The organism is Streptomyces sp. NPDC054872, assembly GCF_053610705.1.
Map to the genome: position 1 here is coordinate 146272 of NZ_JBSGYY010000015.1, position 15643 is coordinate 161914.

12 protein-coding genes are annotated in these 15643 nt (G+C 69.7%); 3 read left to right on the plus strand and 9 right to left on the minus strand.

Features of this window, described 5'->3' with window-relative positions; genetic code table 11:
• Window positions 1–12: 12 nt before the first annotated feature.
• The 8 genes from ACWGIH_RS20565 to ACWGIH_RS20600 form a co-directional block, all read right to left on the minus strand.
• On the minus strand, window positions 13–813 hold the full coding sequence (locus tag ACWGIH_RS20565) for an SDR family NAD(P)-dependent oxidoreductase (protein ID WP_453445723.1): 801 nt from the start codon (window positions 811–813) through the stop codon (window positions 13–15).
• Between the two features lie 664 nt (window positions 814–1477).
• Window positions 1478–2047, minus strand: a complete 570-nt coding sequence (locus tag ACWGIH_RS20570; protein WP_453445690.1) for an N-acetyltransferase family protein — start codon at window positions 2045–2047, stop codon at window positions 1478–1480.
• A 72-nt stretch (window positions 2048–2119) separates the two neighbouring features.
• The gene (locus tag ACWGIH_RS20575) at window positions 2120–3286 is read right to left on the minus strand and encodes a hypothetical protein (protein ID WP_453445692.1); all 1167 of its coding nucleotides are present in this window, start codon (window positions 3284–3286) and stop codon (window positions 2120–2122) included.
• A gap of 81 nt (window positions 3287–3367) precedes the next feature.
• A complete protein-coding gene (locus tag ACWGIH_RS20580; protein WP_453445694.1) occupies window positions 3368–5413 on the minus strand; it encodes an RICIN domain-containing protein in 2046 nt (681 codons plus the stop codon).
• Window positions 5414–5808: 395 nt separating this feature from the next.
• Complete coding sequence (locus tag ACWGIH_RS20585; protein ID WP_453445696.1) at window positions 5809–6438, minus strand: hypothetical protein; 630 nt, start codon at window positions 6436–6438, stop codon at window positions 5809–5811.
• Window positions 6439–6511: 73 nt separating this feature from the next.
• Window positions 6512–7597, minus strand: a complete 1086-nt coding sequence (locus tag ACWGIH_RS20590; RefSeq protein WP_453445697.1) for a barstar family protein — start codon at window positions 7595–7597, stop codon at window positions 6512–6514.
• A 65-nt stretch (window positions 7598–7662) separates the two neighbouring features.
• Window positions 7663–8172, minus strand: coding sequence for a cupin domain-containing protein (locus ACWGIH_RS20595; protein WP_453445699.1), 510 nt, complete (start codon window positions 8170–8172; stop codon window positions 7663–7665).
• 106 nt (window positions 8173–8278) lie between these two features.
• Complete coding sequence (locus tag ACWGIH_RS20600; protein ID WP_453445700.1) at window positions 8279–8887, minus strand: sigma-70 family RNA polymerase sigma factor; 609 nt, start codon at window positions 8885–8887, stop codon at window positions 8279–8281.
• 77 nt (window positions 8888–8964) lie between these two features.
• Between ACWGIH_RS20600 and ACWGIH_RS20605 the strand changes: the two genes are divergently transcribed.
• The 3 genes from ACWGIH_RS20605 to ACWGIH_RS20615 all read left to right on the plus strand — a co-directional run bounded on the left by ACWGIH_RS20605 (window position 8965) and on the right by ACWGIH_RS20615 (window position 13352).
• Window positions 8965–9909, plus strand: coding sequence for an alpha/beta fold hydrolase (locus tag ACWGIH_RS20605; RefSeq protein ID WP_453445702.1), 945 nt, complete (start codon window positions 8965–8967; stop codon window positions 9907–9909).
• A gap of 20 nt (window positions 9910–9929) precedes the next feature.
• Entirely contained in the window at window positions 9930–11525 is a 1596-nt protein-coding gene (locus ACWGIH_RS20610) for an FMN-binding glutamate synthase family protein (RefSeq protein ID WP_453445703.1), read from the plus strand.
• Between the two features lie 306 nt (window positions 11526–11831).
• Window positions 11832–13352 carry a catalase gene (locus ACWGIH_RS20615; RefSeq protein WP_453445705.1) on the plus strand — a complete coding sequence of 507 codons (1521 nt, stop codon included), beginning with the start codon at window positions 11832–11834 and terminating at the stop codon, window positions 13350–13352.
• A 109-nt stretch (window positions 13353–13461) separates the two neighbouring features.
• On the opposite strand, the gene ACWGIH_RS20620 is transcribed toward ACWGIH_RS20615, so the two are convergent.
• A complete protein-coding gene (locus ACWGIH_RS20620) occupies window positions 13462–15507 on the minus strand; it encodes a SpoIIE family protein phosphatase (protein ID WP_453445707.1) in 2046 nt (681 codons plus the stop codon).
• Window positions 15508–15643 lie beyond the last annotated feature (136 nt).

Sequence of the window (15643 nt, forward strand, 5' to 3'; positions counted from 1 at the left end):
ACGGCCGCGGGATCAGGCGGACGTCTTGTACACGCTCCATCCGCCGTCCACCACGAGACTGGCCCCGGTGACGAAGGACGCCTCGTCGCTCAGCAGGAACGCGGCGCTCGCCGCGACCTCGTCCGGGCGGCCAAGGCGGCCCGCGGGGGTCTGCTCGATGCTGCGTGCCCGGTCGTCCGCGCCGATCGTGTCCCAGGCCCGGGTCAGGATGGGGCCCGGCAGAAGGGCGTTGAACCGTACGACGGGTGCGTACTCCACCGCGAGCTGGCGCGCGAGGCCGGTCAGGCCCGCCTTCGCCGCCGCGTAGGCGGGACGTCCGGGCAGGCCCATGACCGCGTGCACGGACGAGACGAGGACGACCGCGCCATGCGTGGCACGCAGGTCGTCCAGACAGGCCCGGACGCCGAGGTACGCGCCGGTCAGCATGACCGACAACTGCAGGTTCCAGTCCGCCGGTCCGATCACGTCGGCCGCTCCCCCGCGCACCGCGTAGGCGTTGCTGAGCAGGCCGGAAACGGGGCCGAAGCGGGCGCGGGCGGCCGCCACCGCCCGCGCCCAGGACTCCTCGTCCGCCACATCACACGCCTCGAAGACAGCACGTCCGCCGCTCTCGCGGATGGCCCGTGCGGTGCGTTCGCCCTCCTCGGCGTCCACATCGGCGATCACCACCCCGGCCCCTTCGGCCGCCAGCCGCCGGGCCGTCGCCGCGCCGATCCCGTGGGCTCCTCCGCTGACGACGACGCAACGGTCGACGAAGCGCCGACCGGGACGACCGGGACGCGGCGTCGCGCTGACCGAGGAAGCATCGGGCACCCCGGACGAGCGGGGCACCTCGCTTGAGCCTGACAACTGCGACGGCTCCTCCGACTCCGGCGAACCCAACGACTCAGCGCCCACAGGCACCTCAACTCCCGTTTCTCGCACGGCAGATACGGCAAACACGGCAGGTAGGGCACAGTTACGGCAGTTACGGCAGTTACGGGAGACGCATCAGACACGGCAACAGATGACCCACCCCTGCCATTAACCACCACCAGGCGCCTCCCCGCCAACACCCCCTTCCGTCGCGGGCCGCTGGCCGCGGAACGAATGGCGGTGGACGAGGTCATGCCACATGGTCGACGATCATCTGGTGAAGCGACTCATCGATCTCGACCAGGCAGCCGCCCAGTTCGGCGCCCGCCGCCAACAGTGGACCGCTGCGGGCCTCGTCGTCGGGCCGCTCACCTGGCGGGACGAGGCGGCGGCCTGGCCGCAGCGGCTGGGGACAAGCCGTTCAGAGGTGCGGGACCCGGACTCCGTCGGCATCCACATCATCGGTCCCGCGGACGCCGAACTCCTCGTGGTCCTGTTCCGGGGCGGCTGGGCGGACGTGGACTTCGTCGTGGGCCTCGACGAGAACGCGGAATGGGTGAGCGAGGCCCCTGAGCTCCATTCCCCGCGCGTGAGTAGTCGCGCGCAGAGGGCCGGGCGAGGGTCAGACGGTGGCCTCCGGGTGGTCCCGGTGCTCGGCAAGGTCGAGCGTGAACGTCACCCGGTCGAGTCCAGGGCCGTCGTAGTCCGGCTTCACGGACGAGACCGTGAATCCGAGCCTGGCGTGGAAGGCCTGCGAGGCGGTGTTCTGCGGGCTGGTGACGCAGTGCACGTACCGGCGGCCGTGCGACCGGGCGAGAGCGAAGAAGCCCTGGTACAGGGTTCGCCCCACGCCCTGCCCGTGCAGTCGCGGGTCGACGCCGACGAAGTGCACGTAGGCGGCGTCGGGTTGAGTCTGGGACAGGAAGCCGACCAGGAAGGCCGCGACCCGTCCCCCGTCATCCTGTCCCCCGTCGACCTGTCCCCCGTCGGCTTGCCCCCCGTCGGCTGATTCCGCCTGCTCCCCGGCCCGTTCGACCACGAAGCTGGTGGTGGTGAAGTGCTGGAAGTACAGCCGGGGAAGGAGCAACGAGCGCTCCAGCGCACCCGCCGGCCCTTTCATGCCGCCCCACCACGCGTCCAGCACCGCGAGTACCTGTGGGTGGTCCTCCTCGGAAAGGTGTCGTGCCGTCAAGCCATCAGGAAGAGCGTCGATCATCGGTGCAGTCTGTCATCGGCGTCACGCACGCCGCTACGCCTGCCGCGCCTACTGGATGCTCCAGCGGTGCGGGTGGCCGGGGTCGGCGGGGCACGCGAAGACGTTGAGCTGGCCCGCGCGGCCCACGATGACCTCGGTGGGCGCGGCTGACGGGTGCGGAGGCAGGTCTGCTTCCTCCGTGGGTTTCCAACTGCCGCTGCCGCCGTCCCACTCGGAGCTGGCGATGGTCAGCAGCAAGCGCATGGGTGTGGCGCAGGTCAGGCAGTCCATGGGGGAAGCGTCGGTGGTGTGCCAGGAGGCGAAGCCTCCGACGCGCCAGCCGGGTGGGATGGACAGGTCGTACTGGTAGTAGACCTGCTTGTCGCCACCCCTCTCGGCAGACCGCTCGCCCTCGCCCTTCTCAGCGGACCGCTCGCCCTCACCCTTCTCCGCGACCGGCTCGACCTCACCCTCCTTCCCGGCGTGTTCCATCTCGTCCGCTTCGCAGTCCTGTTCCCACGCCTCCTCGGCCTCTTCGTCAAGTGCCTCTTCGTCAAGTGCTTCCTCGCGGGCGAGGATCCTGTCGCACAGGTCCTCGGGCAGGAGCCCCGCGAAGGGGTACGTGACGACCTGCTCCGGATGCAGCACGCAGGGCTCGGGCACATATCCGTCGGAGCCGACGACTTGCGGCTGGGGCGGCGCGGCAAGGACCTCGCCGACATCCTCCGATCTGCGCCAGTGCAGGTGGAGCAGCATGCCGTAGCGGCTCGGGCCGTGCGCGTCGAAGGGGCAGCAGAACACCTGGAGCAGGTCGCAGCCGTCCGGTCCGGCCGGCAGGTCGGGAATGTCACGCCGGTACAGCTGCGCGAGCGCGACCAACGGCAGCGGGTCGGTGTCGGCGATGCCGGGAATGCGGTGCCGCCGGTCCAGCGCGTCCAGGAGCTCCCGTTCCTCTGCCGTGGGGCCCGAGAAGGGTGCGCGTGCCCATGCGTCGGCCAGGACCTTGCGCCGTCGCCGGATGTCCGCGGGCCGTCGGCCACTTCTGTGCCGGTGGGCCTCGGTGCACTCCGGCCACGGCTCGTCCGCCGGCCACAGCAGCGGGCCGCCCACGGAGCTGGCCGACACGTCGGGGTTCCCCGGCCTCGGGTGCAGTCGGGTGGTGGTTCCCCGGTACGCGGCGAGCTCCGGAAACAGCGCCTCGACATCCAGCGGCCGCGGCGGTGTGGTCCTCGTCATGGGCACGACCCTAAGCATCCGACGGCCTGGCTGGCCCAGCGCCCCTACCCGCGGCTGGGGACACCGACTGACGGCAACTGACTAGCGAGGCCGAGCCGGTACTCCGCCCTCCATTTCGGCTCGCCCTACAGGGAGATGAGGGCGCTCACCAGAATTTTCCCGAGGAAGCCTCAGCCCGACCGGCAGAGGTGCGGCGGCGCAGCAACCCGCTTCGGCGTACCGCTTCGCGTCATCGCCGCGCCGGGTCGAGTCAGTTGAGGGCTCCCTGTCCCTGCCCTTCGCCCCGTGCCCCCTCTCCCTGGCATCCGTCGGCGGCCCCGGCCTCTGCTCACGGGGGTTATGGGCCTCGCGTGGCTCACGGGCCTCACGGGCCTCACGAGGCGAGGGCGGCTCGCAGGGCCGTCCCGCGCAGGTTCGGCCCTCGCCCGCGCCTTTCCGCGGTGCGTCACCGCCGCCCTTGGCGCCCCGGACGCCCTTCACTTTCTTCTCGCCCTCACGCCTCTCACCACCCCCGCCACCCTCATATTCCTCCGCGCCCTCGCCACCCTCCACGCCCTCCACGCCCTCCACGCCCTTCGCGGACGGCTCACCCCCGCCCTTGATCGAGCGGGATTTGGGGTCCGCCGACGACGAGTCGAGCATCCATCGCTGTTCCGGAGACCCGTCGCGGACCTTGACCACGGCTTCCGCACCCTTGCGCGCGGAGGCCGGCACGACCGCCAACCGTTCGTGCCAGCGGGGCAGCAACTCCCCCAGCACGGTCAGGTCGTATCGCACCTCGTCGGCGTGTGCGGCCGAAGGTGCGACACATGCGCCGAGGACGAGCACGCCGTCGTCCCGGTGGGAGTCGAGGCAGAGGTCGGGACGGGCGACGGTGCTCAGCAGTCCGTTCTTGTCGTACGACCACTGCTGGCTCGCCGCGGCCGAGCACTTCGCCAGCTTCGTCTCGGCGCCGGGCTTCGCCTTCCCCCGGATGTCGAGGCACAGATCCGCCGCGGCATTGCGGAGCCTGCCCTGGTCGGACCTGTCGGGGTATCCCGCTGAAGTGGGCGTGGGAGCCCCGGTGGGCGGCGTCTCGTTACCCGCGCTCGGACCGGTGTCATGGCTTCCGGTCATCCCTGTCGGGGGCATGGCCTCGCCGTTGTCGCCGTCGCCCGACGAGAGGGTGATGACGAGTACGGTCGCGAGCAGGGCCGCTGAGCCCAGGGCCGCTCCGGTGCGCAGCGCTCTTGAGTGTGCGCGCGCCTGCGCGAGCGGGCCGCCGGCCAAGGGGTTGTGTGGCGACGGACGATGGCGCCCGCCGCCGCCCGCGCGCCTGCCGCCCTGCGCGGGGGCTCCCGCGCCGCGCTTCACCCCGCCTCCGCGCCCCGGGCGCGACTCCAGGTAGCGCCGTGCGCCCCAGCCGAGTACCGCTTCGGCGAGTAGTGTCCCCAACTCCTTGTCCACATGGACGAGTTGGTCAGTCACGTCCCGGCAGTGGCGGCACTCCGACAAGTGGTTCTGTGCATCGGGGAGCAACGTGCCGCCGCGGCGAATCGTGACATCGAGGATTCGGTTGTAAAGGGGGCATTCCTTGGTCGGCGCGAGTTCGCGGTGACCGCGAACGATGCCTGCCCTGAATTGTTCACGCGCCTGCGCGAGTGCGTCGGCCGCAAGGTCGGCGCTCAAGCCTGACATACCTGCGGGTATGGATATGTGCTCGGCTTCTACCGCGGTGTGCCACAGCAGACACTGGGCGTCTGCGGGAAGGGCCCAGAAGGAGCGCGCGGCGAGTCGACGTTTTTCGGGTGTCATGGAGGTCGCCGCCCGCATGCCGCGACCGCCGGTCGGTTTGCGGAGTTCGGGCATGAGGGCTGATATGCGCTCGTCGACGGTCCACCCCCTGACCGTCTCCCTGACGGTCACCAGGAGGTACGGCCGCAGGGCTCCGCCCGGCTCTTCGCTCGCCATGCGTTCGAGCATCTGGTGGAAGGATGCCGTGGCGACCATGGAGGCCGAACTCGACCAAGCGGCCAGGCAGATGGCCGCGTAGTCGTATGTCGCCTGCCAGTGCCGTGCGAGCAGCAGTGCGATGGGTTGGTCGGACTCACCCTCCGACCGGCCGCACAGTCGGGCGGCGAGATTCATGTCTGATTCTTCGGTGTTCACGCCGGAATGTGGGGCGTGGGTCGGACGTGGGGGGTGAGGGGATTGCACAGAACCTTTTCCTTCCGAGCCGATAGACGGCACACGGAAAACACACCCACCGAAATGGGGCGTCTGATTGGTGCATACCTAAGGCTCACCGGGGCGGGAAAACGAATCAACAAACCGCGAGATCGCCCGAATACGGCCGGCTGAAGACCTTTTGGGTCAGCGGCACGAATCCCGAACGAAAGGCGATCCTGATCATTACCTCAGCGCGCGAGGAAGCTCACCTTGGCACAGCCGACTCACGGGAAACAAGAAGTTCGAGGGACTTCCATTCGGGAAGAGAGAGGAACCTCGGCGTTACCTGCGGTACTCGCACCTGTTTTCGAAGTCTATGGCGAATCGCTGAGGGGAGCGGATACGGCGAAGCCCTCGTCGAGAGTCACGATCAGGGGGCCCGCGACGGGCGCGAAGCCGCAAGAGGCCCACCGGTCAACGGACTTCAGGAATCCCATGAGGTCGCTTTGAACGGAGTTCAGGAGTTCCCGCAACCGCTCCCGGGGAATCTCGATGTGCCGCCCCTCCTGCCGGGCCGCGTCAGGCCACAGTCGGATGTCCGCACCCACAAGCTCGGCACGCGGCCCGGGATCGTGGCCGAGCCATGGCTCATCCCCCACCAACAGCCCTTGCCAGTCCCGCCAGTTCTCCAGCCCGAAGCAGCACCCGGGCTTCACCGTGACCCCACTGTCGGTGTCCCTGACCCGCAGCCCACCGGGCGCGACCACGCACTCGGCGGCCAGCAACCGCTTCAGCTTCCCCACACCGTCCTCGGGACGGCGGCGCTCCGCCCGCGTACGAGGCCTGTTGTTGTAACTGCTCAGAACCGCCATGGCCGTGCCGACCTGACGCGAGGACAACTCCCCGGACAGCCGCAGAAGCCGTTCCTCGGCGGGATCAGAGACGGGCCACAGCGTGAAATCCCTGGCCTCGTAGGTCTCCAACACGGCATCCATGATCAGCACACCCCCAGCCTCCCGCACCAACCACCGCGTGCGCCTGCCTCCGACTGAGGCCACGCCGAGGAGCAGCTGCCGCTCACGCCAACGTGACCCTCATACCGCCCTCGGCCAAAGCATCGAGAAGCGCGGCGAACAGGTCGTAGGGGCGGCCGTCCGGTGTGAGGGTACGTGACAGGTGCGCGCGGGCCGTCTCGGCGTTTCGCCAGAGCAGCGTCGCGGGGGACGTGTAGCCGAAGGTGCCGCGCAGGCAGTCGTCGAGGGCCGCGAGGCAACCGCCGAAGTAGCCGCCGGGACCGTTCACCGCCTCGCCGAGCGCCAGGTAGACGCTCGGTTCGTCGGTGATGGCCCCGCCGTCCAGTTCGTAGGCGTGACCGGTCGGCCTGGCGTGGTGGGTGCGGCGGCAGCCCCGCTCCCGGACCAGATCGAGCCAGGCACCGCGGCACCGGGTATCAAGGGCGGTCCAGGCGCCGGGGGACTCCGGGGGCCCGGCGTACCACTGCTGCCAGATGGGCCGGGCGTACTCGGGAACGGGTGTGAAGTGCTCCGCGTCGAGTTCCAGGTCGATCAGGTCCGGACCGCAGGAGGAGGCGCGCCAGGATCTGACTTCGGCCCACAGTGATCGCTCGGTGAGCAACTCGCCCTGGTCGTCATGTATGTGCAGGGCTGCTTCTTCCAGGGCCAGCGCCCGCCTGGTGCCCTTCGTCAGTGCCGCCCGCAGTTGCTCGCTCTGCGCGAGCCCCCGCAGGAAGAGTGGGGGCGCCGCTCGCTCGGGTGGCAGAACCAGGGCGAACTCACGGCAGGAACCCAGCCATCGGGACCCGTCGTGCATGCGGACGGAGCCTCGATATCCCTCGGGCGGGCCCTCGTAGTCGTCCAGGCCCGTCAGTACGAGACTGTCCGTACCGTGCGGTTGCCCCAGGCTTTTCGCGTCCTCGAGCAGCCAGGGATCGAGTGTCCGGTCCTCGGGCACCAGCCACACCCTGCCGCCGACCCAGCCCTGCGCCCCGACGCCCGCGGGGCTCCAGCCGAACAGTTCGTACGTCCCGCGCCGGGGCTCCCCGAAGAGGCCGTCCACAGTGGCGCACACGCCCCAGGCGCGGTCGTGCTCCGTCTCCGTCAGCGTGTATCGCCCGTAGCCGCGGGGATTACCGTCCTCATGCACGGTGGGATCATGCCCGGTCCTGGCTTCCGCCACGAAACCCTTTTCCCGCGGAGGTGGGTGCGCCTTCACTTGGCGGCGAGTGCCTCGCGCCAAACGGGGCTGTCCACGTAGTGGTTGTCGTAGCGCTCCGAGGATTCCGCGATCTTCTTCGGGTCGGTCTCGCCGCGCATCACGCTGCCGAGCAGGCGCAGGTAGTCGAAGCGGGCCATGCCGGGGGTGAAGACGAAGAGGACGTCCGCCTCGCAGCCCGGGGCCGCGGCGAAGGCGTGCGGGGTGTGCGGAGGCACGGCGAGGAAGTCACCTGCCCGCAGGACGGTGATCTCTTCGCCCACCAGGACCCGGAGGGAGCCGCTGATCACGAAGAAGAGCTCCGTGGCCTTGGTGTGGAAGTGCGCGGGCGCGCCGACGGCCCCTTCGGTGAACGTGGAGCGATAGGTGGTGAACCCGCCGCCCGGTCCGTCCGTGTCGGCAAGCAGGGTCATGACGCTGCTCGGATCGGCGCTGGTCTCGGCCTCGGCCGCCCGGGTGAGGACGGCGGCGAAGTCGGCGGTGGAGTCGGCGTTCTTGCTGTTCATGGTGGTGTCCCCTTCGGTTCTGCGACGCTCCCCGCGTCGTTGTGATCACCACTCTATGGAGCTGAAAGACCTTCGGCAGAGTGCAATTCAGGGTCGAAAGGAGGGGTCAATTGCCGAGCTGATCGCGCTGGATCGCATGGGCGAGAGTCCGGCGCACGGAGGCCGATCCCGTGGCGGTGACGTCCGCGGGGACGTCGAGCCGGCGAGCGATCTCGTCGTACGTATCCCGGTGGGCGCCCGGCAGTTGTGCCCGATGCTCCCTCAGGTCCTCTTCGAGGAGCCGCCGCAGCTCGTCGACGCTCTGGGGCGTGAAGCGTTTCCTCCCGCGACCGAGGGCGGTCACCTGACGTGTGCAGTGGGCGGCATCGCCCAGGGTCTCCGAGACCACCTCGGCAAGACCACACAGGCGCCCTTCGAGCCACGGCGGGTCCCGCTGGTCGAGGTGGAGCTCCATCGTCGGCGGCCGGTCGCCCGCCTTGCGTTTCGCCACCTGCTTGGACACAGCGGGCTGGCTCATGTCCGCCAACTCCGCGATCTTGTCCTGTGTCCAGCCGAGATCGACGAACAGCTTGATCATCTCGGCGCGAAGCTTCCGCATCTCCTCGCCCGCGCGAATGACCTCGTTCATGCCGGCGAGCATCCGCTCTGCCTGCCCCTCGCTCAGCACCCCGGAACCCTCACGGAAGTCTGCTTGCGTGTCCTCTCCACTTGCCATGGCTCGGTTATACAGCTCGGCACAAGCTTCGGCATAACCGGGTTGTATAACCCGGTTATGAGTGCCAGGATCCGCCCATGCCCACCTACTCCGCACCTGACGGAACCCAGCTCGCCTACCGCGTACACGAAGACGCCGTACACGGAGACGCCGTACACCAAGACGAAGACGCGAACGAAGGCGTACACCAGCACGGCATCCCCCTCGTGTGCATCCCCGGCGGCCCCGCGGACTCCCGCTACCTCGGCGATCTCGGCGGCCTGTCCGCCCACCGGCGACTCATCGTCATGGACAGCCGCGGCACCGGACGGTCCGCGATCCCCGAAGACCCCTCCTCCTACCGCTGTGACCGCCTCGTCAACGATGTCGAGGCCCTCCGCCGCCACCTCGGGCTCCACAGGATGGACCTGCTCGGCCACTCAGGCGGCGCGAACGTCGCCGCGCAGTACGTGGCCCGCCACCCCCAGAACGTCCGCAAGCTCGCCCTGATCGGCCCCGGCACGCGAGCCGTCGGCATCGCCGTTCCGGGTGCGATGCGACGGGAGCTCGCACTGTCGCGGAAGGACGAGCCGTGGTTCGCCCCGGCCTTCGCCGCGCTGGAAGCGATCACCGAGGGGACCGGCACCGACTGGGATGCCATCAGCCCCTTCTTCTACGGCAGGTGGGACGCCGCCGCCCAGCACCACTGCGCCACAAGTCAGCCGGACAACAAGGAAGCCGTCGCCTGGTTCGCGGCAGAGGGCGCCTTCGAGGAGGAAGCCACGCGTGCGGGGCTCGCGGGCTGTGAGCTGCCGGTGCTGCTGCTCACGGGGGAGTTCGACATGAACAGCCCCCCGCGGGCCGTGGCCGAGTTCGCGGCGCTGTTCCGCGACGCGAGTTCCGTGGTGCAGCCGGCCGCCGGGCACTATCCCTGGCTCGACGACGCCGGGCGCTTCGTGGCGGCCATGGCGGCCTTCTTGGATCACGAGGAAGGTGCGGAGGAAGATGTGGACGAACGCGCGGAGGAACGTGTGACCAGCTGAGATCCGGTCACACGGCGTGCATGACGCGTTTCGTGACAGTGGGCCTGCTGATGGTCTGCGCAGCGGGCGGTGTGCTGCTCGCCCTCCTGGCATCCCCCTGGTGGTGGTCGGCCGCGGTGCCTCTCCTGTGTGTGGCACTGACCGGTGTGTACGACCTGGTGCAGAGGCGGCACTCCGTGCTCCGCAACTACCCCGTGCTCGGCCATCTCCGGTTCCTCCTGGAAACGCTGCGCCCGGAGCTGCAGCAGTACTTCGTGGAACGCAACTACGACGGCAGGCCCTACGACCGCGACACCCGCAGCATCGTCTACGAGCGGGCCAAGGGCGTCGCCGCCGAGGAACCGTTCGGCAGCGAGCGCGACATGGACGCCCGCGGCTACGAGTTCCTCGTGCCGTCCATGGCACCGGTGGCCGTACCCGACGAGCCGCCCCGCGTCCGGATCGGCGGCCCCGACTGCACCCAGCCGTACGACATGGCCCTCCTCAACGTCTCGGCGATGAGCTTCGGCTCGCTCTCCTCCAACGCCGTCGTGGCGCTGAACACGGGCGCGGCACGCGGCGGTTTCGCCCACGACACGGGTGAGGGCGGCCTCTCCTCCCACCATCTGCGGCGCGGCGGTGACCTCGTCTGGGAGATAGGCACCGGCTACTTCGGCTGCCGCACCCGTGACGGGAACTTCGACCCGCGGCAGTTCGCCGAGAAGGCGGCCCACCCCTCCGTGCGCTGCGTGTCCCTCAAGCTGTCGCAGGGCGCGAAACCGGGGATCGGCGGCGTACTGCCCGGCAGCAAGGTCAACGCCGAGATCGCCTCGGTCCGGGGCGTTCCCGTGGGCGAGACCGTGGTCTCGCCGCCGTACCACCGCGTCTTCTCGACCCCGCGCGAACTCGTCCGATTCCTCGCCCGGATGCGGGAACTGACGCACGGCAAGCCGGTGGGCTTCAAGCTGTGCCCCGGCTCCCGGATCCAGTTCCTCGCCGTGTGCAAGGCCATGGTCGAGGAAGGCGTCACCCCGGACTTCATCGTCGTGGACGGCGCGGAGGGCGGCACGGGAGCGGCGCCGCTGGAGTTCGCCGACCACCTGGGCATGCCGCTGCGGGAGGGGCTGTTCACCGTGCACAGCGCCCTGACGGGTGCGGGCCTGCGGGACAGGATCCGCCTCGGCGCCAGTGGCAAGGTGGCGACGGGTTCCGACATCGTCAAGTGCCTCATCCTGGGCGCCGACTACACCAACGCGGCCCGCGCGATGATGTTCGCCGTCGGCTGCATACAGGCCCAGCGCTGCCACACCAACCGCTGTCCGACCGGCGTCACCACCCAGGACCCCCGCCGTGCCCGCGCCCTCGACATCATCGACAAGGCCGCGCGCGTCACGCGCTACCAGCGGGCCACCGTGCAGAGCGCGCTGCAGATCATGGCCGCGATGGGCGTGCGCGACGCAGCGGGCCTCGGCCCGCATCTCCTGCGCCGCCGCGAGGACCACGGCGATTTCCGGTCCTACGCCGAGCTGTACGAGTGGCTGTCCCCCGGCGAACTGCTCACCGCACCGCCCGCGAGCTGGGCCGCCGACTGGCGGGCGGCGGATCCGGACACTTTCGCCGTCGTCCGACCGGCCTAACGGCCGGACCCACCTGCCGACACCGCTGACCGCACCAGCCCCGGCGGCCACTGACGCGCATCGGGAAATGGAAGCGTCCGCCACGTATTGGCTGCGCCAAGACGGGCACTCGGAGTCTGTCCGGTGAAAGATCCACAGGCGCGAACAAATGGCCACACCGACAGAAAAGCCGCAAGATGGACTCGACGCCAGCACGCCGCCGAATCCGCCACGCCAGAGACAGACCTTCGACACACAGCCCTTCGCAGCTGCGGGCCCAGGCCGTCGCGGCGCAGAACTTCACCCACCGAAAGGCACTCGTACCTCATGAGCGACGTCACAGGTAAGGCGACAACCAATGACGCCGGCGCGCCGGTCGAAAGCGATGAGCACTCGCTCACCGTCGGCGCCGGTGGGCCGATCCTTCTGCAGGACTCCTATCTGATCGAACAGATGGCGCAGTTCAACCGGGAGCGGATTCCCGAGCGGCAGCCGCACGCCAAGGGCAGCGGCGCCTTCGGCCACTTCGAGGTCACCCAGGACGTCAGCGCCTACACGAAGGCCGCCCTCTTCCAGCCGGGCACGCGGACCGATCTGGTGACACGGTTCTCCACCGTCGCCGGAGAGCGCGGCAGCCCGGACACCTGGCGCGACCCGCGCGGATTCGCGGTGAAGTTCTACACCACCGAGGGCAACTACGACATGGTGGGGAACAACACCCCGGTCTTCTTCGTGAAGGACCCGATGAAGTTCCAGCACTTCATCCGGTCCCAGAAACGCAGGACCGACAACAACCTCCGCGACCACGACATGCAGTGGGACTTCTGGACCCTCTCCCCCGAGTCGGCCCACCAGGTCACCTGGCTGATGGGTGACCGAGGCATCCCGCGCACCTGGCGCCACATGAACGGCTACACCTCGCACACGTACATGTGGATCAACGCGCAGGGCAAGCGGTCCTGGGTCAAGTACCACTTCAAGACCGACCAGGGCATCGAGACCTTCACCCAGCACGAGGCCGACCAGATGGCCGCGGCCGACACGGACTACCACACCCGTGATCTCTTCGAGCACATCCGCGACGGGGAGTACCCCAGCTGGACGCTGTACGTGCAGATCATGCCGTACGAGGACGCGGCCGACTACCGCTTCAATCCGTTCGACCTGACCAAGGTGTGGCCGCACGGCGACTACCCGCTGATCGAGGTCGGCAAGATGACCCTCGACCGGAACCCCACGGACAACCACGCGGAGATCGAGCAGGCGGCGTTCCAGCCGAACAACCTGGTCCCCGGCATCGGCCCGAGCCCCGACCGGATGCTGCTCGCGCGGCTGTTCTCGTACGCCGACTCCCACCGCTACCGGATCGGCGGCAACTACCAGCAGCTGCCGGTCAACGCTCCCATCGTGCCCGTCCACACGTACTCCAAGGACGGGGCCATGGCCATTCACAAGCGTCAGGACCCGGTCTACGCACCGAACTCCAAGGGCGGCCCGGCAGCCGACACCAGCCGCTACGCCCCGCCCAGCTGGCACGCGGACGGTGACATCAGCCGCGCCGCATACGTCGATCACGCCGAGGACGACGACTGGGGCCAGGCGGGCACCATGGTGCGCGAGGTCCTCGACGACGCCGCGCGTGACCGGCTCGTGGACAACGTCGTGGGACACCTGCTCAACGGGGTGACCGAGCCCGTGCTCGCCAGGGCCTTCGAGTACTGGTCCAACATCGACAAGTCCATCGGTGAGCGCATCGCGCAGGGAGTCCGCGCCAAGGCAGACGAGAAGGACCCCAAGGCCGCCGAGCAGGCCAACCCGGCTCGCAGCAGCATGCAGGAAAAGGCCTGACCGACCCTGGCCGGCCCGGATCGATCCTGATCGACAAGGCCTGAGCCACTCTGAACGCCGGCCCGTCGGCCGCCGCCCGTGAGGGCCGCCGACGGGCCCTTGCGTGCTTTCAGTCCGGCGGTACCGCGAACTCGCACCAGACCGCCTTGCCCTCGCCCCGAGGCTCGATGCCCCAGCGCGTGGCGACCGCCTCCACCAGGAGCAGGCCACGGCCGGAGGTGGCGGTCTCCACCGGAGACCTCATGTGGGGCCGGGTGCTGGAGCGGTCCTTCACCCAGAGACGGACACGGCGGGGCGGCCCCGTGAGGACCTCCAGGGTGAGGATGGCGCCCCCGTCGGTGTGGACCAGGGCATTGACGAGGAGTTCACCGGCCGCCACCTCGACGTCGTCCGCGACCGCTCCGAGGCCCCACGACGCGAGGTGTTCCCGCAGCGCCGCACGCGCGTCGGCGAGCCCTTCCGGGTCGGCCTGGTGGACGTACCGGTGGATGCGCGGCTCCTGGAGCGTCCCGGGGTCGGGGAGCCGGCGCAGGACCAGGAGCGCCACGTCGTCACTGCTGCCCCATCTCTTCCACAGCGCGCGCGAGAGGTGGTCCGCGAGATCCTCCGCGCCCTCGGGGCCGGCGGAAAGGACCTCGGCGAGGTTCTGGATCCCGGTGTCGAGATCGAGGCCGGCGTCCTCCACCAGCCCGTCCGTGCACAGGACCATCGTCTCGCCGGGCACCAGGTCGAGCCGCACCTCGGGGTAGTCCTCCATGCCGAACTCGGTGGCGAGGCCCAGCGGAAGGCCGCCCGGTACGCGTGGCACGCCCACGCGGCCGTCGACATGCCGCACGAGAGGCGGCAGATGCCCGGCCCGCACCGCGCGCAGGATGCCGGTGGCGGGGTCGAACTGGGCGTAGGTGCACGTGGCGAAGCGCTCGGTGTCCAGTTCGGCCAGGAAGCGGGAGGCGCGCGAGAGCACCGTCGCGGGCGCGTGCCCCTCACCCGCGAACGCCCGCAGCGCGATGCGGAGCTGCCCCATGATGGCCGCGGCGTGGGTGTCATGTCCCTGTACGTCGCCGACGACCACGCCGATACGCCCGCGGGGCAGGGTGATGACGTCGTAGAAGTCGCCTCCGACGTCACGCCCGCCCCAGGCGGCGTGATAGCGGACGGCGACCTCGGAGTCCGCGACGTCGGGGACCTCGCGCGGCAGCATCGTGGCCTGCAGGCTCTTGGCGAGGTCCCGTTCCTCGTCGAACAGCATGGCGCGCTGCAGGGACTGGGCGACGATGCCGGAGAGGCCGATGCAGAGGTTGCGGTCCGCGTCGGTGAATTCCTTGCGGCCGCGGTAGAAGAGGGCGAGGCCGCCGATGGCTCGGTCCTGCGCCACCAGGGGCAGGAAGGCCGCCGAGTCGAGCTTCATGTCCTCGATGTAGGGCCTGAGGCGGGTGAAGCGCTGCCCGAGGTCGGGCAGGGAACCCACGAAGCGGGGCTGCCGTGTCAGGACGGCCTCGGCCAGCGGCAGCGATTCGTCGACCTTGTGCAGCTTGAGTTCGTCGAGGGCCTGCATCGTCTGGCCCACCAGGGCGACCATCTTCAGGTTCTCCCCCTCGACAAGACCGAGGACCAGGCCGTCGGCGGCGAACCGGTCGAGGCCACTCGCGCCGGAGAGCACGGCCACCACGTCGTCGACCGTCACGGCCCGGGAGAGGGCCTGCGTGGTGCCCTGGACCATCAGGGCGATGCCCTGACGGCGCTCCTCCCTGGGATCGGTGGCGGCGAGCTGGGTCCCGTCGTCCGCGGCCGTCCGCAGGACTCCGACGGCGCGCACGGCCCGGCCCGCGTCGTCGCGCAGGATGCGTCCACGGGCGTGACTGAGGTGCAGGGAGCCGTCGCGGTGGCGGACGCGGAAGTAGACGCCGTAGAGGTCTTCCCCCTCGGTGGTCGCCTCCGTGACGGCGAAGGTGATCCGCACCATCTCCTCGGGAGGCACGCGCCCCTGCAGGGAGGTCACCGAGCCGTGGAACTCGTCGGGCCGCAGGTCGAGCAGCACGAGCGCACCGGCGTCGAGTCCGAGCTCACCGCTGTCCAGGTCCCAGTCGAAACTGCCCATGCCGGTCAGGTGCAGGAGCTGTTCCGGATCGAAGTGTGACTTCTTGGCTGAGGTCATGGCTGTCTCCGTACGCCGCTCGGTCACCATAAGCCGCACGGGCCCCGGGCGCGCGGCGCTCGCGTCCCGCCGAAAGTGGAGATCGACCTTCCGGTGATCTCTCCGAGCCATGGGGTAACCGGGTGTTCCGCGGCCC